The organism is Anaerocolumna chitinilytica (assembly GCF_014218355.1).
In the GTDB taxonomy this organism is placed as follows: domain Bacteria; phylum Bacillota; class Clostridia; order Lachnospirales; family Lachnospiraceae; genus Anaerocolumna; species Anaerocolumna chitinilytica.
Genome location: NZ_AP023368.1, coordinates 5,560,020 through 5,580,505, shown reverse-complemented (window position 1 = coordinate 5,580,505; position 20,486 = coordinate 5,560,020). Strand labels below are relative to the sequence as shown.

Genomic DNA, 20,486 nt, shown 5'->3' with positions numbered 1-20,486 from the left:
TGCAATTAATATGAATAAAAATAAATTATGTATTGCAGAAAAAATAAGAAGTGTTATAATAATCAATAATACAAACCCACGTCATTAATCATAAACTACTGTTATGCTTGAAAAGTTTGATATAATAAAGCATATTCTTCATTAGCCGGCCGTTACAATAATACTGTATTAAAAAGTGAATAAAAATACATAACATAATATAATTCAATGTTCCAGAGGAGGGACTATAAAATGAAAACTAAAATATTTGTAGACGGAAGCGAAGGCACAACCGGACTTCGTATACATGAACGCTTTCAGAATCGCCAGGACCTGGAGATACTGACCATATCTCCGGAATTGAGAAAAGATGAAATGGAAAGAAAAAGGCTTATCAATGCTTCTGATATTACCTTTCTCTGCCTGCCAGATGCTGCTGCAAAAGAAGCAGTGGCTATGGTAGAAAACGAAAACGTTAAGATTATAGATACTTCGACAGCCCATAGAACTGACAGAGAATGGGCCTACGGTTTTCCGGAGCTATCGAAAGAATATAAGACTAAGATTCAAAAGGGCAAGCGAATCAGTGTACCCGGCTGCCATGCAACGGGCTTTATTTCCTTACTATATCCACTGATAACAAAAGGAATTCTCCCTGGGGACTATCCGGTCAGCAGTTTCTCCCTTACAGGATACAGCGGCGGCGGAAAAAAAATGATAGCGGAATATGAGGATGCTAATCGCCTGGCAGAGTACAATGCTCCCAGAGAGTATGCCTTAAACCAGCAGCATAAGCACCTGAAAGAGATGAAGTATATAACCGGCCTTAGTAGAGAACCTTTATTCTCTCCTATTGTAGCAGATTATTATAGCGGTATGCTGGTCTCGGTTCCTTTCTATCTGGATATGTTAAAGGGAGTTTCTTCGCCGGAGTTTGTACAGGAGCTTTTGACGGAATACTACAAGAATGAGCTCTTTGTTCAAGTCATGCCCTTTGGGGCAGAAGCCGATAAACATGGCTTCTTAAGCGGCAATAGCTGTTCCGGCTGGGACGGACTTAAGATCTATGTTACCGGTAATAAGGAACGGATTGTTTTATCCGCACATTTTGACAATCTGGGGAAAGGTGCTTCCGGTGCAGCTATTCAATGTCTGAATCTGATGCTTGGCTGTAAAGAGGAAGAAGGCCTGGTATTATAAAGGCTGTTGCTTTTCTAAAAAGTATGTTATGATAGAGTTAATATCAGTTAAGGATGAATCTGGAACTGCAGCTGGTGTATTATCATAAAGGAAAGCATCCTTTTTATTAGAAAGGAAAGTAAATGGAGAAGAAAACCACTGCACGGCTTAGTAAGAAAGTGCATGCACATATCCTGGATGGCGCTACAAGCTATACTCACACTCATGAAGATGGCGAAGAACATAAACACAGTCACCAAAATACAAAGGCAGTCTTAAACCGGTTATCCCGGGCCTCCGGTCATTTGGAATCCGTAAAACGGATGATTGAGGATGGGAAGGATTGCAGCGAGGTACTCATCCAGCTTTCGGCAGTAATTGCAGCTCTTAACAGTACCGGAAAGATAATACTGGAAGACCATATTCAGAATTGTATTGTGGATGCAATTGAATCGGGAGACAAAACTTCCCTAGAGAATCTTAACAAAGCGATTGATAGATTTATTAAGTAAATAGATACCTATAAACATGCCCCTATCCCTATCCGGGGCATGTTTTGTATCTTATAGTAAAATATTCTTCCTGTTTGTTCTACCTAATGCATATAAATACCAGTCTGAAATATTCTGAAAAATTTTGCATAAATATCCCCCCCATAGGCTTGTTTTTAGCTGCAGGTCCGCTATAATTCAGATAGATTGTTAAACAGAAGGAGATTAATTATGCATATGGCAGATGCTCTTATTGCACCCGCTGTTGCAGCGACTATGTATGCTGCTTCCGGTGTAACAACGGCTTATTCAATAAAAAAGGTAAGACTTGAAAATGATCCTAAGAAAATACCGACTATGGGAATTATGTCAGCCTTTGTTTTTGCAGCCCAGATGATTAATTTTACAATTCCGGGCACCGGCTCCAGCGGACACTTATGCGGCGGGCTGCTGCTATCCATATTATTAGGACCTTACGCAGGATTTCTGTCAATGGTATCGGTTCTGCTGATACAATGTCTGTTATTTGCAGACGGAGGGTTATTGGCATTGGGAGCTAACATATGGAATATGGCTTTCTATGGATGTTTTGTAGGATATCTTTTAATCTACCGTCCTCTTACCGGCAAGACAATAAACAAAAAAAGTATAATGATAGCTTCTGTATTGGGAAGTGTAATAAGTCTTCAGTTGGGGGCATTCAGTGTGACCTTGGAGACCTTGTTCTCCGGTATTACCGCTCTGTCCTTCGGACAATTTTTAGCACTGATGCAGCCTATTCATCTTGCTATCGGTACCGTAGAAGGATTGATAACAGGGGCAGTTGTAATATTTTTATATAATACGAGACCGGAGCTGATTCAAAAAGGTGCACCGGAAGGAAGTTATAGTTTTAAAAAGGTAATGGTAATCATGGGAATCGCAGTACTTCTAATCGGCGGAGGGTTATCCCTTGCAGCGTCACAGCATCCGGACGGCCTTGAATGGTCTATTGAGAAAATTACAGGAAATACAGAGTTAGCTGCTAAGGATACATATTCAGATGCCGTACAATCAGCAGAAAAAATACAGGAAAAGACCGCAATATTACCGGATTATTCCTTCCCAGACAGTAATTCTCCTGTTGGAACCTCCTTTTCTGGAATTATCGGGGCTGGAATTGTAGCAGTGCTTACCATTGGCTGCGGCGTTTTGTTCAAGATGTTTCGAAGAAAAGACAGCACGGCGGAATAAAAAAACATACGAATCTTTTATCAGGAAGGCAGCTTCTTCTATTAGAGGAACTGCCTTCCTCTTCCTGCATTTCATCCCATTGCCCAAAGTTTGCAGGTAACGGAAAGGACATAAGTTATGGCTAAAATAACAGATGCAATATTTGCCGTTCATGAATTGGAGGAAATGGCAGAGAGAAAGACGGAAGTTAACAGAGTACATCCTCTGGTGAAATTAGTTGTTACCCTGATATATATGATAATAGTAGTATCTTTTCAAAGATATAATTTTTTTGGTTTATTTCCCTTCATAATATATCCTGTTATCCTATTAAAACTCTCGGACATACCTCTTAAAACATGTCTAAAAAAGATAAGCGGACTTATTCCGTTGCTTCTATTTATAGGAATATTCAATCCTATTTTTGACAGAACACCTGTATTCATTCTTGGAAGAGTTGGAATATCCGGAGGAGCAATATCCATGGTTACACTGTTCCTAAAAGGAATGTATTGCATCTCAGCTTCTTTCCTATTAATTGCAACCACAGGTATTGATGGTATTTGCTATGCATTAAGGCTTCTGCATGTACCTAATCTGCTGGTTACACAGTTTTTGCTTACCTATCGCTATATTACGGTGCTAATGGCAGAAGCCAACGATGTGTATCAGGCCTATTCCTTAAGAGCCCCCGGAGAAAAGGGCGTGAAATATAAAATATGGGGTTCTCTTCTTGGACAACTGCTGCTTCGCTCTATCGATAGGGCAGGTAATCTATATGAAAGCATGTTGCTGCGAGGATTTAACGGTGAATTTACTTATATTAGGAAGACCAGGATGCAAGATAAGGATTATGCCTATTTGGCCTTATGGCTTGGGATATTTGCAGCACTCTTTATTGGAATAAAGATATTAGTTCGGTAAGATACCGGAAAGGGCGGTTTACTATGTGGATGACAAAAGGAAAAGATACGAATAAACAAATGAAGGACAATCTTACAAAGGATACGAAAGATAGAGGTTTAATAGAATGCAGTAATTTATCATTTTCCTATGAAAGTGGTGCTCAAATCCTAAAGGATATTACCTTCTCTACGAAGGAAGGAGAGGCTGTGGGAATTGTGGGTGCCAACGGAGCAGGTAAATCCACACTTCTTCGAATACTGGTCGGGTTGGAAACAGCTTATAAGGGAGAGGTGTTAATAGATAAGATTACGGTAAAGCGGGATACTTTAGCTGCGGTAAGAGCCCATGCCGGTTATTTATTCCAGGATTCCGATAATCAGCTTTTTACTCAAAGCGTCTATCAGGATGTTGCTTTTGCACCGAGAAACTATGGACTGGAAGAGAAGGAAGTTGATAAAAGAGTTATGGAGGCCCTTGAGACCATGGGAATTACTCATTTAAAGGACAAGCAGATCTATAAGATGTCCGGAGGAGAGAAGAAAATGGCTTCCATAGCCACCTTGTTATCTATGACACCGGATATTCTATTATTTGACGAACCCTCCATAGCACTTGACCCCAGTAACCGCAGGACTTTGATTAATGTACTTAACCGCCTGAAGCTGACAAAACTGATTGCTTCCCACGACTTGGATTTAATACTGGAGACCTGTTCCAGGGTTATCTTGATTTCAGAAGGACGGATTGTAAAGGATGGACCGGCAGAGGATATCTTAAAGGATAAGGCTGTTTTGGAGGCAAATCATTTGGAATTGCCGTTATGTATGCAAGGATATATTCCGTATAAGGATGCTATTGACAAGGGAAGCAAAGAAGGCGCAGAATGATAGTAATCAGGTTAAAAAAGTATTTTTCCAACTACGTATTCAGGAGTACTAAATCGATGAATTAATATTCACGAAAGGAGTTTAAGATGGATTTAGAAAATATGCCAAGTCAGAGGCTTCGTAAGATTGCTCCGGAACTGGACCCTTTGAGAAGAGGGATGGGCTGGAGTATTGAAGATTTATCAAAACCTCAGATTATGATAGAAAGCACATTTGGGGACAGCCATCCGGGCAGCGCCCATCTTTTCGGACTGGTGGAAAAGGCCGTTAAGGGAATAGAAGGAGAGGGAGCCAAGGCTTCCAGATATTTCACTACTGATATATGTGACGGCATGGCTCAGGGGCACGACGGAATAAACTATTCGCTGGTATCCAGGGAGACCATTGCCAATATGATTGAGATTCATGGGGGAGCAACACCCTTTGACGGAGGAGTCTTTATCGCCAGCTGTGACAAAGGTGTTCCTGCTCATTTGATGGGAATCGGAAGATTAAATATACCTTCAATTATGGTTACAGGGGGAGTAATGGAGGCAGGTCCGAAGCTTCTTACCCTGGAACAAATAGGCGCTTACAGCGCGATGTACAGGCGCGGTGAGATCTCAGAAGAAGAGTTAAATTATTATAAATACAATGCCTGCCCGTCCTGCGGAGCCTGTTCTTTTATGGGGACTGCCTCCAGTATGCAGATAATGGCAGAGGCACTGGGGCTTATGCTTCCCGGAAGTGCCTTAATGCCGGCTACCTGTGAGGACTTATTAACCCAGGCGAAGGCAGCAGGAGAACAAGTCGTTAAACTTGCCAGAGAGGGAATCAAAGCAAGAGATATTGTAACATTAAAGTCCTTTGAGAATGCAGTTATGGTGCATGCTGCCATATCGGGCTCAACCAACTGCCTTCTCCATATGCCCTCTATTGCCAGAGAGTTTGGCATTGAATTGGATAGTGACAGTTTCGACAGGCTTCACAGAGGGGCTCATTACCTGTTAGATATACGGCCTTCCGGTAAATGGCCTGCCCAGTATTTCTACTATGCAGGAGGTGTGCCGGCGGTAATGGAGGAAATTAAGAGAAACCTTCATTTAGAAGTATTAACGGTTACCGGAAAAACTCTGGGAGAGAATCTGGAAGAGCTAAAGAAGAACGGATATTATGAGAAATGCTATTCCTATCTGAAAGATACAGGATTAAAGAGGGAGGATATTATTCGTCCCTATGACAACCCTATCGGAAAAGACGGAACCATAGCAGTATTAAAGGGAAATCTGGCACCGGAAGGGGCAGTGGTAAAACATTCGGCTGTCCCGAAGGAAATGCACAAGGCACTTCTTACCGCAAGACCGTTTGACAGTGAGGAAGAGGCTATAGAAGCAGTACTTAGTAAAGCAATAAAACCGGGAGATGCAGTTATCATCCGTTATGAGGGACCCAAAGGAAGCGGTATGCCGGAGATGTTTTATACCACGGAAGCTATTTCCTCTGATCCAGAGCTTGGCAAAACAATTGCCTTAATCACCGACGGACGCTTCTCCGGTGCATCAAAAGGCCCTGCCATCGGTCATGTTTCACCGGAGGCGGCAGAAGGCGGCCCCATTGCTCTGGTGGAGGAAGGGGATTTAATCTTACTGGATATAGAGAATCGTATTCTTAAACTAGCCGGAGTAAAGGGAAAGGACTTATCAGAGGAAGAGATGGGAAATGTTCTCGAGGAAAGACGTAAACATTTAAACGCAAGAGAACCTAAATATAAAACCGGTGTGTTAAGCATCTATGGAAAACATGCGGTATCCCCTATGAAGGGCGGCTATATGGAGTAGGCAAATGCCTAAGCTTAAGTTATTAAGTTATATTGGTACTATAGTAATATAATAATACAAAACTTCATATGAACATCAAAAGTCTTGTTTTAAAACATATACAGGCAATTTTAAAAAAGCAGAAAGAACGAGTGCGCCTTGGAACCAGTAAATGCGCTTTGAAACCAGCGAATGCGCTTTGGAACCAGCAAATGCGCTTTAGAATCAGCGCAGGAGTCTTTCTGCTTTTTGAAAATTGCGGTCCCATTGTGAAAGACTGTCTTTATGACTAAAAATTCTTTAAAATAAAAACATATAACTTGGAAGATACTATCATGGATAACATTTAATTTGATATGCAAATGAAAGGAAAAACCATGAGACCTTCCAAGATATATTATGAACCGGATGTTTTAGGGTATAAGTTAGGCAGGGAGCTGCAAGAAAAATACAAGGACCTTGAATGGGTAGAGATAGAAAGCCATAACAATATTGAAGAGCTTAGAACAAAAGAAAACAAGGAATTTAAAGAGTTAAAGACTCTTTTAATCCTTGGCACCAGAAAGACCCACAAGTATTCACCGAATTTTAAGGTATCCGATTATCTGGTACCCTTTACGTCTTCGGGCTGTACGGCTATGTGCCTTTATTGCTACCTGGTTTGTAATTATAATAAATGCTCTTACTTAAGAGTATTTGTCAACCGGGAAGAAATGATGAATAAGCTTATCCGCTTTTCAGAAAGAAGTGATGCGGAAAATGTTTTTGAAATCGGCAGTAACAGTGACCTGATTCTCGAGAATACGATTACCGGTAATCTGCCCTGGATTTTGGAGGAGTTCCTAAAAGCCAGTAAGGGGAAGCTTACATTTCCCACTAAATTTAATATGGTGGAGCCGATGCTAAACATAAACCACCAGGGCAGAGTTATTTTTCGGATGTCTGTTAATCCTCAGTATATTATCAGCAATATTGAAATCGGCACGGCTTCTCTTATGAACCGGATTGAAGCGCTGAATAAGGTGGCAGAAGCCGATTACCCAGTGGGTATTCTGATAGCACCGGTGATATTTCTGGATAATTGGAAGGAACTTTATAGTGAACTTCTGGATGTTTTAATGGAAAAGCTCTCTCCTAAAGTGAAAAAATCTATGTTTATAGAGATTATCTTTATGACCTATAGCTTTATTCACAGGAGTATAAACAAGGAAGCCTTTCCGGAAGCGGTTGACCTTTATGATAAAGAGCTTATGAAGGGCAGAGGTATGGGAAAATACTGCTATCGGCCGGAGCTTCGGGAGGAAGGAGAAAGCTTTTTATTAGAAGAGATAGATAAAAGATTCGGAAGGGATAAGATTCTCTATTTTAGTTAAATATAATAGGCTGGGCAGGCAGACTAATATTACAATGAAAGCTAGCGTTTAATAAAAAACCGGTTAAGACAGCAAAAAAAGCCTTAACCGGTTTTTTGATTGTATAAATCACGTAAAGAAGTTTACAGCAGGATAAGATAATATCCATATAGATGCTCACTAGGTTACTAGACAAGGCTAGTGTATATCTTAACGAATAAAATTAGTAAATACCCTTTCTTCTGGTTGAGGCAGAGGAACTCCTGTATTTTTACCCGCTTCAATACATTTAAGCAGCCAGGCCATATTCTTTCCAAGATTTCTCATAACCTGCATGCCTTCTAAATCCTGACGTACTTCCTCAGGAGTATTTCCGTGCACCATGTTCCAGTACTGGGAAGAAACTACCGGCATATTGGATATTGTAAAATATTTATTTAGCTGATCCAGGGAAGCGGTAGAACCTGCTCTTCTGCAGCTTACTACAGCAGCACCGGGTTTGTAAGAAAATCCGGTACCGGAATAAAAGAAACGGTCTAAAAAGGATGTAATGGCTCCGGAAGCCGAAGCGTAATGAACAGGGGCGCCAAAAATAAATCCATCCGCTTCTTTTGCCAGTTCCAGCGCTTTGTTAACAGTGTCATCATCATAAGCACATTTCCCGGGGAATTTATAACAGACTCCGCAATCCATACAACCTCTTATCGGTTTATTTCCTATGTGAAATATTTCAGCAGATATCTGCTCCTTCTCTAAAGTACCGGCGATTTCCTCCAGTGCTGTATATGTACAGCCGTGAATGTTAGGACTTCCGTTAATAAGTAAAACTTTCATAAATAACCATGCCCTTTCAAATCGAATTATATTTTTATTAGTAAAAATAGCTACCTTTAAATAATAACACTTAAATTCTAATCGGAAAAGAGGAAAAAGGTTGTTTTTACGAGGGGATTTGATACAATGAATGATAACTATAGAAAGTTTTAAGAAAAAAGAACATTTGAACTATGAAAGAGTGGTATTCATAAATGGATTTATATCAGAGTTTATTAAAATACAGGGAAGAAGGATACTACCCGATGCATATGCCGGGGCATAAGAGAAATACAGACTTACTCCAGATGGTAAATCCCTATTCCATTGATATTACAGAAATTGATGGTTTTGATAACCTGCACAGGCCGGAGGGTATTATAAAGAACGGCATGGAACGCTGGGCAAGAATCTATGGCTCCCTGGATACCTATTATTTGGTGGGCGGAAGTTCTGCCGGAATTCTTGCCGGAATCTCTGCTGCCACGAATAGAGGAGACAAGATTTTGGTAGCCAGAAACAGTCATAAATCCGTCTATCATGGAATCTATCTAAATGGGCTTAAGCCGGTTTATCTCTATCCGGAGAGGATAAAGAGCTTTGGTATAAACGGCAGCATTTCCCCAAAAACGGTGGAAGAAATTCTGGAGAGGGAAAAGGACATTCGATTGGTGGTAGTTACTTCGCCTACCTATGAAGGAGTGGTATCGGACATAGAAGGGATAGCTAAAGCAGCCCACCGGTACAAAATACCCCTTATGGTGGATGAGGCCCATGGTGCCCATTTGGGATTTCATCCCGGCTTCCCAAAGAACTCTGTCGCCTGTGGTGCTGATATTGTGGTTCAAAGTATTCACAAAACGCTGCCGGCCTTCACCCAAAGTGCCCTGCTTCATGCAAATAGCAGCCTGATAGCTAAGGACAAGCTTTTAAGGTATCTTTCCATTTATCAAAGCACAAGCCCTTCCTACATACTGATGGCAGGGATGGATAAATGCAGGGAGCTGCTGGAAAGCAGAGGAAAAGAACTGTTTGCAGCTTATTATGAAATGTTAACAGAGTTCTTCAAGGCGGCAGAAGAATTTAAGAATATCAGGCTATTAACCGATAATATAGTTAGGGCAGAAGGCAGTTATGCTTTTGACCCATCAAAATTGAACCTTAGTGTCAGAGGAACGGAGTATACCGGAACAAAGCTCTATCATATGCTTCTTACAGAATATAAGATACAGATGGAAATGGCAGCAGGAGACTATTGTCTGGGAATGACCAGTATTGGCGACCGGAAGGAAGGCTTTGACAGGTTGTTCCGGGCACTGTTCGAAGTGGATAAACGCTTGAGCCTGGATAACCGGCATAAAGAAAAAGCTTCTGCTAGTAAGTCCATAGATTACAGCATAAGTCCCGCCAAGGTCTTAACTACCTGTGAAGAGGCTCAGAATGCCGAAACAAAGACCATCTCCTTAGAGGAGAGCAAAGGCTTAATTGCAGCGGAGTATGTTTATCTGTACCCGCCGGGAATACCTTTATTGGTACCGGGGGAGGAGATTACAGAGGATATACTTCACCTGATAGCTGTGTATAAAGAACAGGAATTGACCATACAGGGACTAAGTGATTTTAATGCCTGCAAGATAAAGGTTGTAGTTTAGATAAGTTCATAAAAAATATATAAATAAAAGGAATGGGTAAAGGAATGCATAAGCTGTTTGTTGTTATGGGCAAAAGCGCATCAGGAAAAGATACGGTATTTAGGGATATTACTCAAAGAGAAGAGCTTTCCTTAAAAACAATTGTAGGATATACCACAAGACCGATAAGGGACGGCGAGCAGGATGGCAGAGAATATTTCTTTGTCAGTAAGGAAGCTCTGTTAACTTATCAGGATGAAAATAAAGTTATTGAACACAGAGCATATGATACCATGCACGGTGTATGGGACTATTTTACCTTGGATGACGGACAGATTGATTTCGAAACGGGCAGTTCCATTATGCTTGGCACGCTGGAATCCTATGGGCAGATTAGAAGATACTTTGGAGAAGAACGAGTGTATCCGATCTATCTGGAGGTGGAGGATGGACTACGCCTGGAGAGAGCTCTGCTGCGGGAAAAGACTCAGAAGAAACCGAAATATGCAGAGCTTTGCAGAAGATTTTTGGCAGATGAGGAAGACTTTAAAGAAGAAAATCTGAAGGCTCTTGGGATTATAAAGAGATACGACAATACAGACAGAGAACTATGTCTGGCAGAAATCCTAAAGGATATCAGGTTAAATATGGGAATTTAAAATTCTTCTATATATTTTTTTCCGGTTATGCTATAATGGAAACTGGAATTAGCATATGCAAAAACTTAAGGCACGGGTGAAAGGAAGAGAGAAGGAGAGGGAAGTATGGACATAAAAGTAAATCAAATGCAACCTGTTAATCAAACCCAACCCACTGCACCTTTGCCGGAAGCAGACGGTTCTTTTAAATTTACCCTAATCAGCAATATTGAGGAACAGGGACTAAAAGAACGGCTGAACCTGATGATGGAAGAAATCACTCAGCAGGGTAAGAAACTGGGAAAGCATATGGATGTCCGGGATATGAGAAAGTACCGGCAGCTAATCAAAGATTTTATGAATGAAGTGGTGAATCGTTCTCACAAGTTCAGCAGAGAGAACTTTCTGGACAGGAGAGGCCGGCACCGTGTATATGGTATGATAAAGCTCATCGATCAGAATTTGGACGAGTTAGCCCTAGAACTAATAAAAGATGAGAAAGACACCATTGCCATATTAAATAAAATAGATGAAATTAAGGGATTACTTTTAGATATACTTGCATAACGAAGGGACGGTAGGAAATGGCTGGATTTGGACAGATAATTGGTCATGAACAGATGAAGGAACATCTAAAGACTGCCATCAGGACGGAAACAGTCTCTCATGCCTATATCTTCTCCGGTGAAGAGGGGATGGGCAAGAAAACCTTAGCCTGGGCCTTTGCAAAAGGCATCCAGTGTGAGAATAGGGAACAGGACGGAGACGGCTGCGGTCATTGTAAATCCTGTCTGCAGGCAGAATCAAAAAATCACCCGGATATTATTTATGTGACTCACGAAAAGGCAAGTCTCGGGGTGGATGATATCAGAAATCAACTGAATAATGATGTTCTGATAAAACCCTATAGCAGCAGCCGTAAAATATATATTATTGAAGATGGGGAGAAGATGACAGAGCAGGCTCAGAATGCTTTGCTAAAGACTTTGGAGAATCCTCCCTCTTATGCGGTTATTATTCTTCTTACCAATAACATCAATGCATTTCTTCCTACGATTCTTTCAAGATGTGTTATTCTGAAATTAAATCCGGTAGGTGAAGAAGACATCAAAACATTTTTGATGCAAGTCTATAAAACACCCGATTACCAGGCAGAGCTTAGTGCGGTATTCGCCCAGGGAAACATAGGCAGGGCAATCTCCTATGCGTCCAGTGAGAATTTTGCGGCTATGAAGGACAAGGTTCTTCATCTGTTAAGGTATATAGATCAGATGGAATTATATGAACTGATTGACGGACTTAAGGATTTATCAGGGCAAAAGGAAAATATAGACGAGTATCTGGATCTTATTACATTATGGTATCGTGACATCTTAATGTTTAAGGTTACAAAGGATATTAATCTTTTATTATATAAGGGTGAATACTCTGAAATACAACGTCAGGCCAGTAAGAGAAGTTATGAAGGCCTGGAAGAGGTTATTAAGGCAGTGGAGAAAGCAAAGGTTCGCCTTAATGCCAATGTAAATTTTGACATTGTAATGGAACTTATGTTTCTTACCATAAAAGAAAACTAAGGAAAGAGGAAAGGTTATTTTATGACGACGGTAATAGGAGTTCGTTTTAGAAGAGCCGGTAAGATTTATTTTTTTGATCCTGCCGGATATGAGATAAATCAAGGCGATAATGTAATTGTCGAAACAGCAAGAGGCGTTGAATACGGTCATGTGGTAATAGGGCCAAGGGACGTAGAAGAGAACAAAATTATTCAGCCTCTAAAGCCGGTAATCAGAACCGCCACACCGGAAGACGATGAGATAGAAATTAAGAATAAAGTGAAAGAAAAGGAAGCTTTCCAGATCTGCCTGGAAAAGATTAAGAAGCATGAACTGGAAATGAAGCTCATTGATTCAGAGTATACTTTTGATAACAACAAAGTATTATTTTATTTCACTGCAGACGGAAGAATTGACTTTAGGGAACTTGTAAAGGATTTGGCAAGTGTTTTTAAGACCCGAATCGAGTTACGCCAGATTGGTGTAAGGGATGAAACAAAGGTAGTGGGAGGCATCGGCATCTGCGGAAGACCTTTATGCTGCCATACACACCTTTCTGAATTTGCACCGGTTTCCATTAAGATGGCAAAGGAACAAAATCTTTCACTGAATCCTACCAAAATATCCGGAGTCTGCGGACGTCTTATGTGCTGCTTAAAACATGAGGAAGAAGCTTATGAGGATTTAAACAGCAAGCTTCCTAATGTCGGAGATATGGTTACTACAAATGACGGCCTTCGAGGTGAAGTTCAGAGTGTAACAGTATTAAAGCAATTGGTTAAGGTTATTGTAACCCTTGAGAACGATGAGAAGGAAGTACGGGAATACAAAGCCTCCACGCTTAAGTTCAATGCGAAAAAGCGTAAAGAAAAAGTTGCTCTGGATGAAGAGCTTCGAGTACTTGAAATGCTTGAAATGAAGGAAGGAAAATCCCATCTGGATGATGTATAACAATGAGAGATGAGAGCAAGACCCCTGATATTACCCAGGAAACAATAGAGAATAAGAACAGGGCTTTAAAAGATAGTCAGGTAAGTCCGGAAACCAAGATAAACGGTGAAAGCTTTTTGCTTCCTGGAGAGAGAATAGATGAGCTGCAGCGAAACGGTTATAAGATTATACAGAACAGTAAGAAATTTTGTTTTGGTATGGATGCAGTACTCCTGTCCGGTTTTGCAAAAGTAAAGGAAGGCGAAAAAGCGCTGGATCTGGGTACCGGTACCGGGATTATACCGATTCTTTTAGAAGCAAAGACAAAAGGAGAGCACTTTACAGGCCTTGAAATACAGGAAGAGAGTGCCGATATGGCAAGGCGAAGTGTGGCTCTAAATAAGCTGGAGCAAAAGATATCAATTGTAACAGGAGACATTAAGGAAGCAGGAAATCTCTTCGGAGCTGCTTCCTTTCACGTAGTTACCAGTAACCCGCCCTATATGAATAATCTTCATGGGTTAAAGAACCCGGACCTTCCGAAAGCGATAGCAAGGCACGAGATTCATTGTACCCTTGAGGATGTCGTAAGGGAAGGAGCCAGAGTACTAAAACCGGGAGGCCGGTTTTATCTGGTTCACAGGCCTTTTCGCCTGATTGAGATAATTAATACCTTAACGGCTTATAAACTTGAGCCAAAACGTATGAGGATGGTTCATCCCTTTCTGGATAAAGAACCCAACATGGTTTTGATTGAAGCGGTAAAGGGAGGGGGCTCTATGATAAAGGTGGAACCTCCGCTTATTGTTTATAAAGAAGTAAATCAATATACAGATGAGATTTATGATGTTTATGGATATTGATTAATAATAAATTAATTATCACAAAGATTGTACCTGTGAAATCCTCTGCCCTTCTTAGGTTGTGCTGTAGAGGTAAAAATACCGGAAGTTGATTTCATAGTATGAGAAAAGAGGACAAGAAGCATGGCCGGAACATTGTATCTATGCGCCACTCCTATCGGCAATTTGGAGGACATCACTTTAAGGGTTCTTCGCACTTTAAAGGAAGTAGATTTGATTGCAGCGGAGGATACAAGACATAGTATAAAGTTGTTAAATCATTTTGAAATAAATACACCTATGACGAGCTATCATGAGTACAACAAGATTGATAAAGGACATTATTTGATCGGGCGTCTCCAAGAGGGAGAAAATATTGCCCTGATAACCGATGCCGGAACACCTGGAATATCAGATCCCGGAGAAGAACTTGTGAAAATGGCATATGAAGCAGGAATTACAGTGACATCACTTCCCGGACCTTCCGCTGTTGTTACCGGATTGACTCTTTCCGGTCTTCCTACCAGGCGATTTGCCTTTGAAGCCTTTCTGCCGTCGGACAAAAAGGAAAGACAGAATATCCTTAAGGAATTAAAGACAGAGACCAGAACAATCATTATATACGAAGCGCCCCACAGACTCTTAAAGACCTTAAAAGAGTTGGAGGAAACACTGGGGGACAGAAAAGTATCTGTAATCAGGGAGCTTACGAAAAAGCATGAAACAGCTTTTCTTACCAGTCTGTCTCAGGCAGTAAGCTACTATACGGAAGAAGAACCCAAAGGTGAATGCTTGTTAGTACTGGAAGGGCAAAAAGCAGAAGTGCTGGCAGAAAAATTGCGGGAAGAGTATGAGATGCTCTCCCTCAATGACCATATGAAGATATACCTGGATAAAGGCATGGATAAAAAAGAAGCCATGAAAGCAGTTGCCAATGACAGAGGAGTATCTAAAAGGGATATCTATCAGATGCTTTTATCAGAATAATATTCTAAAATTCCAATATTGGCTGTAAAAAATAGTTTTTAAAATAAAAAAGAAGCCTGCACAGAAACGATTATTTCGCATCTACAGGCTTCTTCTTTTGAGCTGTATTATTCGATAATACCTACTAATTTTGCTAGCTCTACAATAGATTCTTTAGAAATCTTCTTTCCATGATAATCAATAAGATTATCTTTGGATCCGTTGAAGATATCAGCAGGCTCATATTTTCTTAATATGATTCTGTCCTCGTCAACAAAGATTTCAAGGGGATCTCTTTCCCCAACTCCAAGGGTTCTTCTGAGCTCGATGGGAAGAGTGATTCTTCCTAACTCATCAAGCTTTCTAACTATTCCTGTGCTTTTCATATATATGTACCTCCTACAATACTTAATTAAAATACCATACAAATATTAGAAAGTCAATAAAGGAAATATAAAATTAAGCAATTATTTAGTATTTTATAGAAAATATTGTAATAAAAGTATTAAAAAGTAACGAAATATGTTTCCTAAATATGGTAATTTAGCGGTTTAAAGAGTTGATGTGTGATGATATTCGATAAATAAAGACAAATTCAAAGCGGATTCAACATTAAATACGACACAATACGACATACGATGTCTTGGGAATTTGTATAAGACCAAGTATTATTTTAAAAACCTGAGAATATAGTATTAGTAAAGGTTGAAATTTCTTATTGTTTCAGAAAGAGGTCAATATGCTGAATTATCTTTGGGGATTTCTAATTATTATCGGAGTTATAGTAGGAGCCTTAAACGGTAAAATAGATGCCGTAAATGCCGCTGCGCTTTCCTCAGCCAAAGAGGCAATTTTATTATGTATTACGATGTTAGGGTTCACGGCCCTTTGGACAGGGATTATGCAGGTTGCGAAAGCAGCCGGGATAGTGGATGCCCTGACAAAAGCTATCAATCCATTATTAAGGCTTTTATTTCCCGATATACCGGATAAACATCCGGCAAAAGAATACATAGCATCTAATATGATAGCGAATTTTCTAGGCCTTGGCTGGGCTGCTACTCCCATGGGATTAAAGGCTATGCAAGAATTAAAAAAGCTAAACCGGGATAAGGAAACCGCCAGCTGTGATATGTGTACGTTTTTGATTATAAATATTTCGGCACTTCAATTAATACCGGTCAATATCATTGCCTACCGTACCCAGTATGGCTCTGTTAATCCCACAGAAATTCTTGGTGCCGCTTTTGTAGCGACCAGTGTATCTACCGTTGCAGGAATTATATTTTCTCTTGTAGCTAGAAAATTAGCCAGAGAAAAATAATAAGGTTAAAAGAAAAATTGAAAGGAATGGAAAAGAACATTGAAGTTTATTCTGTATATTTCTGATTATTTAATGCCCTTTGTTATATTTTACATCGTTGGGTTCGGATTACTTATGAAAACGCCGGTCTTTCAGGAATTTACAAAAGGAGCTGAAGACGGCTTTAAGGTAGTCTTAAATATTATGCCTACATTAGTAGGGCTTATGGTAGCAATCGGAATTATGAGAGCCTCGGGAGCACTGGATTTATTGGCCGGTGGATTAAAGCCCTTGACAAATTTATTGCACTTTCCTTCTGAGCTGGTTCCGTTAATTACTGTAAGGCTATTTTCAGCATCAGCAGCTACCAGCCTTGTACTAGATATCTTCAAACAGTATGGACCGGATTCTTTTATCGGAAGACTTACTTCTATAATAATGAGCTGCACCGAAACAATTTTTTATACCATGAGCGTGTACTTTATGACAGCCGGTGTTAAGAAGACCCGTTATACCTTATCAGGAGCATTGTTTGCGACTTTTGCAGGGATTGTAACAAGTGTTTTTTTAACAAAGCTGTTGTTTTAAATTATTTGCAGAACTACATAAACTAAGCCGTAAAAGCAGCCACAACCCTAGAAATAGAAAGATGGCTGTTTTTTGTATATGGAAGTTACTATTCAGACCTGCAGCATCAGTTTAAGCGCTGAACCCCAATAGAAAATACAATAAAAGAGCTAAACTGTTTGACACAAAATCCCAAAGGGTTTATAATTAAGTTCCTTTCGCAAAGTTCGTACTACCATTCTTTCTGGCAAAATCCAGGAAGGAAGACTTGGCAAGATATGGAAATTTGATTCATTTATGGATATGTCCGGGAAACAGTAAAACTGCTTACGGATATGCCCTCTGATGATGAAAGATGTGAAGTATTACTACCAGGAGGAAATTGAATATGATTGAAGTAACAGGAGTTACTAAGACCTTTCAGGTCGCAAGACGCAGTGCTGGTTTTAAGGAAGCATTGAAGTCTTTTGTACACAGGGAATACCAGGAGGTAAGGGCACTGGACGATATTTCTTTTACCATTGGAGATGGTGAAATGGTAGGGTATATCGGTCCCAATGGTGCGGGAAAGAGCAGCACTATTAAGATATTAAGCGGTATTTTAACGCCGGACAAAGGGAACTGTTTGATAAATGGAAGAGTCCCCTGGAAGGAACGGGTGGAGCATGTTAAGGACATCGGAGTAGTATTCGGACAACGCTCCCAATTATGGTGGGATGTACCCATCCTGGATTCCTACGAATTAATAAGAGATATCTACCGGGTAAAAGAAACGGAATACAAGAAAAAACTATCAGAACTGACAGAACTTTTGGATTTGGAGGATATCTTAAAGACACCGGCAAGACAGCTTTCTCTGGGACAAAGGATGAGATGCGAGATTGGAGCCTCTTTGCTTCATAGTCCCAAAATTCTGTTTTTAGATGAACCGACCATTGGCTTAGATGCAGTCTCAAAGATTGCTGTTAGAAGTTTTATTTTGGAATTGAACAGACAACACGGTACTACGGTTATTTTAACCACTCATGATATGCAAGACATTGAGGCTCTTACAAAAAGAATATTACTTATTGGTAAGGGAAAGATTTTATTGGACGGAAATCTGGAGGAAGTAAGGGATAAATTCTCTAAGATCAGGCAGTTAACAGTTCAGTATAATGGAATGTTGCCGTTAATGACAGAGGGTATGAGGCTTACTACTACAGGAGCACAGGAACAGTCCTTAGCCGGCCAGGGAGTTCTTACTATCCAAGTGGATACGGAGATATTAAAGGTGTCTCAGGCTATTTCGTATCTGTCTTCCCAGACAGATATCATGGATATCTCGGTAGCAGGGGCATCACTTGATGATGTCGTAGTAGGCTTATACAAACAATATGAAATATAGAGGAGGGATTTTTGATGTTCGGGAAATCTACTTCTGATAATAAACTTAGAATGGGTAGTGATATAAAAAAGTACCTCTCTTTTTTTCGTATTCGTTTTACTTATGGTCTAACCTACAGGGCAGCGGCCTTGGCTGGCATCGTAACGCAGTTTGCCTGGGGAACTCTTGAAATCCTTATGTTTAAAACGTTTTATGTTTATAATAAAGCAGCCTTTCCCATGGAATTCTCTGCACTGACCTCCTATATCTGGCTGCAACAGGCACTGCTGTCCATCTATATGATTTGGTTTTTTGAGGTTGAAATCTTTGATTTGATTGTAAGCGGGAATGTCGCCTATGAATTGTGCAGACCCATATCTCTCTATAATATGTGGTTTGTAAGAAATATGGCAACCAGACTGTCAAAAGCTGTTCTCAGGGCCTTTCCCATACTAATTGTAGCTGCGCTTTTACCAAAGCCATATGGACTGTCACTTCCCAAGAGTCCGGAAGCGGCAGGGTGGTTTCTGTTATCTTTAATCTTAGCCTTTTTGGTAGTAATCAGTTTCTGCATGATTACTTATATTATATGTTTTTACACAATTTCAGCGCTTGGTGTCAGGCTTCTGGCTTCTGCTGTATCAGAGCTTTTAACCGGTGCAGTTATTCCTTTACCCTTTTTTCCGGAAAAGATAGGAAAGGTGATTTCCTACCTCCCTTTTGCATCGATGCAGAATCTTCCCCTTCGTATTTACGGGGGCGATATCTATGGAATGGAGCTTTATAGAGGAATATTACTGCAGCTATTCTGGTGTGTGGCATTGATTCTGATTGGCAGATGGATGCTAGCTCGTGGGATAAGTAAAGTAACAGTGCAAGGCGGCTAAAGGAATAGACAATTTATTCCTGCGTTAATTTGAACGGCACAACGGCACCTATATCTGCGGCCGTTGGTAGGGCGGATTACGGTACGCTGACAGTGTAAATATCTATGTGTATATGAAAGCGCATATCATGGGAGTTTATTATGAAACTATACTTTAAATATTTTAATATTCAACTAAAAAGTGCCATGGAATACAAGACCTCCTTTATCATGACTACCTTGGGCCAATTCCTTGTGGCTTTTAATGTATTCTTAGGAGTACTTTTTATGTTTCAAAGATTCAATGAAGTAAAGGGCTTCCGGTTCAGTGAGGTTTTATTGTGTTTTTCCATTGTACTGATGCAGTTCTCTTTGGCTGAATGCTTTGCAAGAGGCTTTGACGGCTTTGCTTCTCTTCTGTCCAACGGTGGTTTTGACAGGATTATGGTCCGGCCCAGAAATATAGTATTACAGGTACTTGGTACTAAAATAGAACTAACCAGGTTAGGCCGTATGCTTCAGGCAATTGTTATGCTTGTCTATGGCATTGTAAACGCACAAGTATCCTGGAATGCTGCCAGGATACTTACGGTTATTTTTATGATTATAGGGGGGACTGGGGTATTCTTCGGATTATTTGTGATATATGCGGCGCTTTGCTTTTTTACCCTGGAAGGTCTGGAGTTTATGAATATATTTACAGACGGAGCAAGGGAATTCGGAAAATATCCTATCAGTGTATATGGAAGTAAGGTATTACTGCTGTGCACCTTTTTGGTGCCCTATGCTTTGATTCAATATTATCCGTTACTGTATATACTGGGTAAAAGTGATAAGGTTTTTTATATGGGCCTGCCCCTTGCCGCATTACTGTTTCTGGCTCCATGCTTTTTGCTGTGGAGAGTCGGAGTAAAACATTATAAATCCACCGGATCCTAGTAGGAATTATTGAAAAGAATAATTCCTACGCAAGATTGGGCCTGCGAAATCCTCGGCCCAATCTTGAGGTGTAATGGAATAATTGAAGGGCGTAATTCCTACGCAAGATTGAGCCTGCGAAATCCTCGGCTCAATCTTGAGGTGTAATGAAATAATTGAAGGGCGTAATTCCTACGTAAGATTGAGTCTGCGAAATCCTCGGCCCAATCTTGAGGTGTAATGAAATAATTGAAGGGCGTAATTCCTACGTAAGATTGGGTCTGCGAAA

At 40.4% G+C, this 20,486-nt stretch carries 21 protein-coding genes; 19 read left to right on the top strand and 2 right to left on the bottom strand.

From position 1 onward, the window contains the following. Positions 1–231 precede the first annotated feature (231 nt). The 7 genes from argC to bsdcttw_RS24635 all read left to right on the top strand — a co-directional run bounded on the left by argC (position 232) and on the right by bsdcttw_RS24635 (position 7,823). Positions 232–1,179 (top strand): N-acetyl-gamma-glutamyl-phosphate reductase, encoded by a 948-nt coding sequence (gene argC, locus bsdcttw_RS24670; RefSeq protein WP_185257399.1) that lies wholly within the window; start codon positions 232–234, stop codon positions 1,177–1,179. Between the two features lie 122 nt (positions 1,180–1,301). Beyond that, the gene (locus bsdcttw_RS24665; protein ID WP_185257398.1) at positions 1,302–1,670 is read left to right on the top strand and encodes a metal-sensing transcriptional repressor; all 369 of its coding nucleotides are present in this window, start codon (positions 1,302–1,304) and stop codon (positions 1,668–1,670) included. A gap of 210 nt (positions 1,671–1,880) precedes the next feature. After that, positions 1,881–2,882: an energy-coupling factor ABC transporter permease gene (locus bsdcttw_RS24660; protein ID WP_185257397.1), complete on the top strand. Its 1,002-nt coding sequence runs from the start codon at positions 1,881–1,883 to the stop codon at positions 2,880–2,882. Between the two features lie 117 nt (positions 2,883–2,999). Then, entirely contained in the window at positions 3,000–3,785 is a 786-nt protein-coding gene (gene cbiQ, locus bsdcttw_RS24655) for a cobalt ECF transporter T component CbiQ (protein WP_185257396.1), read from the top strand. A gap of 23 nt (positions 3,786–3,808) precedes the next feature. Further along, positions 3,809–4,654 carry an energy-coupling factor ABC transporter ATP-binding protein gene (locus tag bsdcttw_RS24650; RefSeq protein ID WP_330602338.1) on the top strand — a complete coding sequence of 282 codons (846 nt, stop codon included), beginning with the start codon at positions 3,809–3,811 and terminating at the stop codon, positions 4,652–4,654. Between the two features lie 86 nt (positions 4,655–4,740). Next, positions 4,741–6,471 carry a dihydroxy-acid dehydratase gene (ilvD, locus tag bsdcttw_RS24645; RefSeq protein WP_330602337.1) on the top strand — a complete coding sequence of 577 codons (1,731 nt, stop codon included), beginning with the start codon at positions 4,741–4,743 and terminating at the stop codon, positions 6,469–6,471. 356 nt (positions 6,472–6,827) lie between these two features. Continuing rightward, complete coding sequence (locus bsdcttw_RS24635; RefSeq protein ID WP_185259953.1) at positions 6,828–7,823, top strand: SPL family radical SAM protein; 996 nt, start codon at positions 6,828–6,830, stop codon at positions 7,821–7,823. A gap of 189 nt (positions 7,824–8,012) precedes the next feature. Here the strand turns inward: bsdcttw_RS24635 and bsdcttw_RS24630 are convergent, their stop codons facing one another. Continuing rightward, positions 8,013–8,636 carry a flavodoxin family protein gene (locus tag bsdcttw_RS24630; protein WP_185257394.1) on the bottom strand — a complete coding sequence of 208 codons (624 nt, stop codon included), beginning with the start codon at positions 8,634–8,636 and terminating at the stop codon, positions 8,013–8,015. Between the two features lie 194 nt (positions 8,637–8,830). Here bsdcttw_RS24630 and bsdcttw_RS24625 point away from each other — a divergent pair, with 194 nt between their 5' ends. The 7 genes from bsdcttw_RS24625 (at position 8,831) to rsmI (ending at position 15,199) form a co-directional block, all read left to right on the top strand. After that, on the top strand, positions 8,831–10,267 hold the full coding sequence (locus bsdcttw_RS24625) for an aminotransferase class I/II-fold pyridoxal phosphate-dependent enzyme (protein ID WP_185257393.1): 1,437 nt from the start codon (positions 8,831–8,833) through the stop codon (positions 10,265–10,267). Positions 10,268–10,311: 44 nt separating this feature from the next. Beyond that, positions 10,312–10,905 (top strand): guanylate kinase, encoded by a 594-nt coding sequence (locus bsdcttw_RS24620; protein WP_185257392.1) that lies wholly within the window; start codon positions 10,312–10,314, stop codon positions 10,903–10,905. 105 nt (positions 10,906–11,010) lie between these two features. Further along, entirely contained in the window at positions 11,011–11,451 is a 441-nt protein-coding gene (locus tag bsdcttw_RS24615; RefSeq protein ID WP_185257391.1) for a YaaR family protein, read from the top strand. 17 nt (positions 11,452–11,468) lie between these two features. Further along, a complete protein-coding gene (gene holB, locus bsdcttw_RS24610) occupies positions 11,469–12,461 on the top strand; it encodes a DNA polymerase III subunit delta' (protein ID WP_185257390.1) in 993 nt (330 codons plus the stop codon). Between the two features lie 21 nt (positions 12,462–12,482). Further along, complete coding sequence (locus tag bsdcttw_RS24605; protein ID WP_185257389.1) at positions 12,483–13,391, top strand: PSP1 domain-containing protein; 909 nt, start codon at positions 12,483–12,485, stop codon at positions 13,389–13,391. A gap of 2 nt (positions 13,392–13,393) precedes the next feature. Then, positions 13,394–14,233, top strand: a complete 840-nt coding sequence (locus tag bsdcttw_RS24600) for a tRNA1(Val) (adenine(37)-N6)-methyltransferase (RefSeq protein ID WP_185257388.1) — start codon at positions 13,394–13,396, stop codon at positions 14,231–14,233. A 123-nt stretch (positions 14,234–14,356) separates the two neighbouring features. Then, positions 14,357–15,199, top strand: coding sequence for a 16S rRNA (cytidine(1402)-2'-O)-methyltransferase (rsmI, locus tag bsdcttw_RS24595; protein WP_185257387.1), 843 nt, complete (start codon positions 14,357–14,359; stop codon positions 15,197–15,199). Positions 15,200–15,306: 107 nt separating this feature from the next. Here rsmI and bsdcttw_RS24590 read toward each other — a convergent pair whose 3' ends face one another. Then, positions 15,307–15,564, bottom strand: a complete 258-nt coding sequence (locus bsdcttw_RS24590; protein ID WP_185257386.1) for an AbrB/MazE/SpoVT family DNA-binding domain-containing protein — start codon at positions 15,562–15,564, stop codon at positions 15,307–15,309. Positions 15,565–15,917: 353 nt separating this feature from the next. Here bsdcttw_RS24590 and bsdcttw_RS24585 point away from each other — a divergent pair, with 353 nt between their 5' ends. The 5 genes from bsdcttw_RS24585 to bsdcttw_RS24565 all read left to right on the top strand — a co-directional run bounded on the left by bsdcttw_RS24585 (position 15,918) and on the right by bsdcttw_RS24565 (position 20,218). Then, positions 15,918–16,502: a nucleoside recognition domain-containing protein gene (locus bsdcttw_RS24585; RefSeq protein WP_185257385.1), complete on the top strand. Its 585-nt coding sequence runs from the start codon at positions 15,918–15,920 to the stop codon at positions 16,500–16,502. A 39-nt stretch (positions 16,503–16,541) separates the two neighbouring features. After that, entirely contained in the window at positions 16,542–17,069 is a 528-nt protein-coding gene (locus tag bsdcttw_RS24580; protein ID WP_185257384.1) for a spore maturation protein, read from the top strand. A 367-nt stretch (positions 17,070–17,436) separates the two neighbouring features. Continuing rightward, entirely contained in the window at positions 17,437–18,435 is a 999-nt protein-coding gene (locus bsdcttw_RS24575) for an ABC transporter ATP-binding protein (RefSeq protein ID WP_185257383.1), read from the top strand. Between the two features lie 14 nt (positions 18,436–18,449). Beyond that, positions 18,450–19,301, top strand: a complete 852-nt coding sequence (locus bsdcttw_RS24570) for an ABC transporter permease (RefSeq protein WP_330602335.1) — start codon at positions 18,450–18,452, stop codon at positions 19,299–19,301. 140 nt (positions 19,302–19,441) lie between these two features. After that, the gene (locus tag bsdcttw_RS24565; protein WP_185257382.1) at positions 19,442–20,218 is read left to right on the top strand and encodes an ABC transporter permease; all 777 of its coding nucleotides are present in this window, start codon (positions 19,442–19,444) and stop codon (positions 20,216–20,218) included. Positions 20,219–20,486 lie beyond the last annotated feature (268 nt).

Excerpts from the sequence above, each read along its gene's own strand:
- bsdcttw_RS24570 (WP_330602335.1), top strand. The coding sequence starts at position 18,450 with ATGTTCGGGAAATCTACTTCTGATAATAAACTTAGAATGGGTAGTGAT.
- cbiQ (WP_185257396.1), top strand. The coding sequence starts at position 3,000 with ATGGCTAAAATAACAGATGCAATATTTGCCGTTCATGAATTGGAGGAA.
- bsdcttw_RS24630 (WP_185257394.1), bottom strand. The coding sequence starts at position 8,636 with ATGAAAGTTTTACTTATTAACGGAAGTCCTAACATTCACGGCTGTACA.
- ilvD (WP_330602337.1), top strand. The coding sequence starts at position 4,741 with ATGGATTTAGAAAATATGCCAAGTCAGAGGCTTCGTAAGATTGCTCCG.
- bsdcttw_RS24650 (WP_330602338.1), top strand. The coding sequence starts at position 3,809 with ATGTGGATGACAAAAGGAAAAGATACGAATAAACAAATGAAGGACAAT.
- bsdcttw_RS24565 (WP_185257382.1), top strand. The coding sequence starts at position 19,442 with ATGAAACTATACTTTAAATATTTTAATATTCAACTAAAAAGTGCCATG.
- bsdcttw_RS24600 (WP_185257388.1), top strand. The coding sequence starts at position 13,394 with ATGAGAGATGAGAGCAAGACCCCTGATATTACCCAGGAAACAATAGAG.
- bsdcttw_RS24585 (WP_185257385.1), top strand. The coding sequence starts at position 15,918 with ATGCTGAATTATCTTTGGGGATTTCTAATTATTATCGGAGTTATAGTA.
- bsdcttw_RS24575 (WP_185257383.1), top strand. The coding sequence starts at position 17,437 with ATGATTGAAGTAACAGGAGTTACTAAGACCTTTCAGGTCGCAAGACGC.
- bsdcttw_RS24620 (WP_185257392.1), top strand. The coding sequence starts at position 10,312 with ATGCATAAGCTGTTTGTTGTTATGGGCAAAAGCGCATCAGGAAAAGAT.
- holB (WP_185257390.1), top strand. The coding sequence starts at position 11,469 with ATGGCTGGATTTGGACAGATAATTGGTCATGAACAGATGAAGGAACAT.
- bsdcttw_RS24665 (WP_185257398.1), top strand. The coding sequence starts at position 1,302 with ATGGAGAAGAAAACCACTGCACGGCTTAGTAAGAAAGTGCATGCACAT.
- bsdcttw_RS24605 (WP_185257389.1), top strand. The coding sequence starts at position 12,483 with ATGACGACGGTAATAGGAGTTCGTTTTAGAAGAGCCGGTAAGATTTAT.
- argC (WP_185257399.1), top strand. The coding sequence starts at position 232 with ATGAAAACTAAAATATTTGTAGACGGAAGCGAAGGCACAACCGGACTT.
- bsdcttw_RS24590 (WP_185257386.1), bottom strand. The coding sequence starts at position 15,564 with ATGAAAAGCACAGGAATAGTTAGAAAGCTTGATGAGTTAGGAAGAATC.
- bsdcttw_RS24615 (WP_185257391.1), top strand. The coding sequence starts at position 11,011 with ATGGACATAAAAGTAAATCAAATGCAACCTGTTAATCAAACCCAACCC.
- rsmI (WP_185257387.1), top strand. The coding sequence starts at position 14,357 with ATGGCCGGAACATTGTATCTATGCGCCACTCCTATCGGCAATTTGGAG.
- bsdcttw_RS24625 (WP_185257393.1), top strand. The coding sequence starts at position 8,831 with ATGGATTTATATCAGAGTTTATTAAAATACAGGGAAGAAGGATACTAC.
- bsdcttw_RS24635 (WP_185259953.1), top strand. The coding sequence starts at position 6,828 with ATGAGACCTTCCAAGATATATTATGAACCGGATGTTTTAGGGTATAAG.
- bsdcttw_RS24660 (WP_185257397.1), top strand. The coding sequence starts at position 1,881 with ATGCATATGGCAGATGCTCTTATTGCACCCGCTGTTGCAGCGACTATG.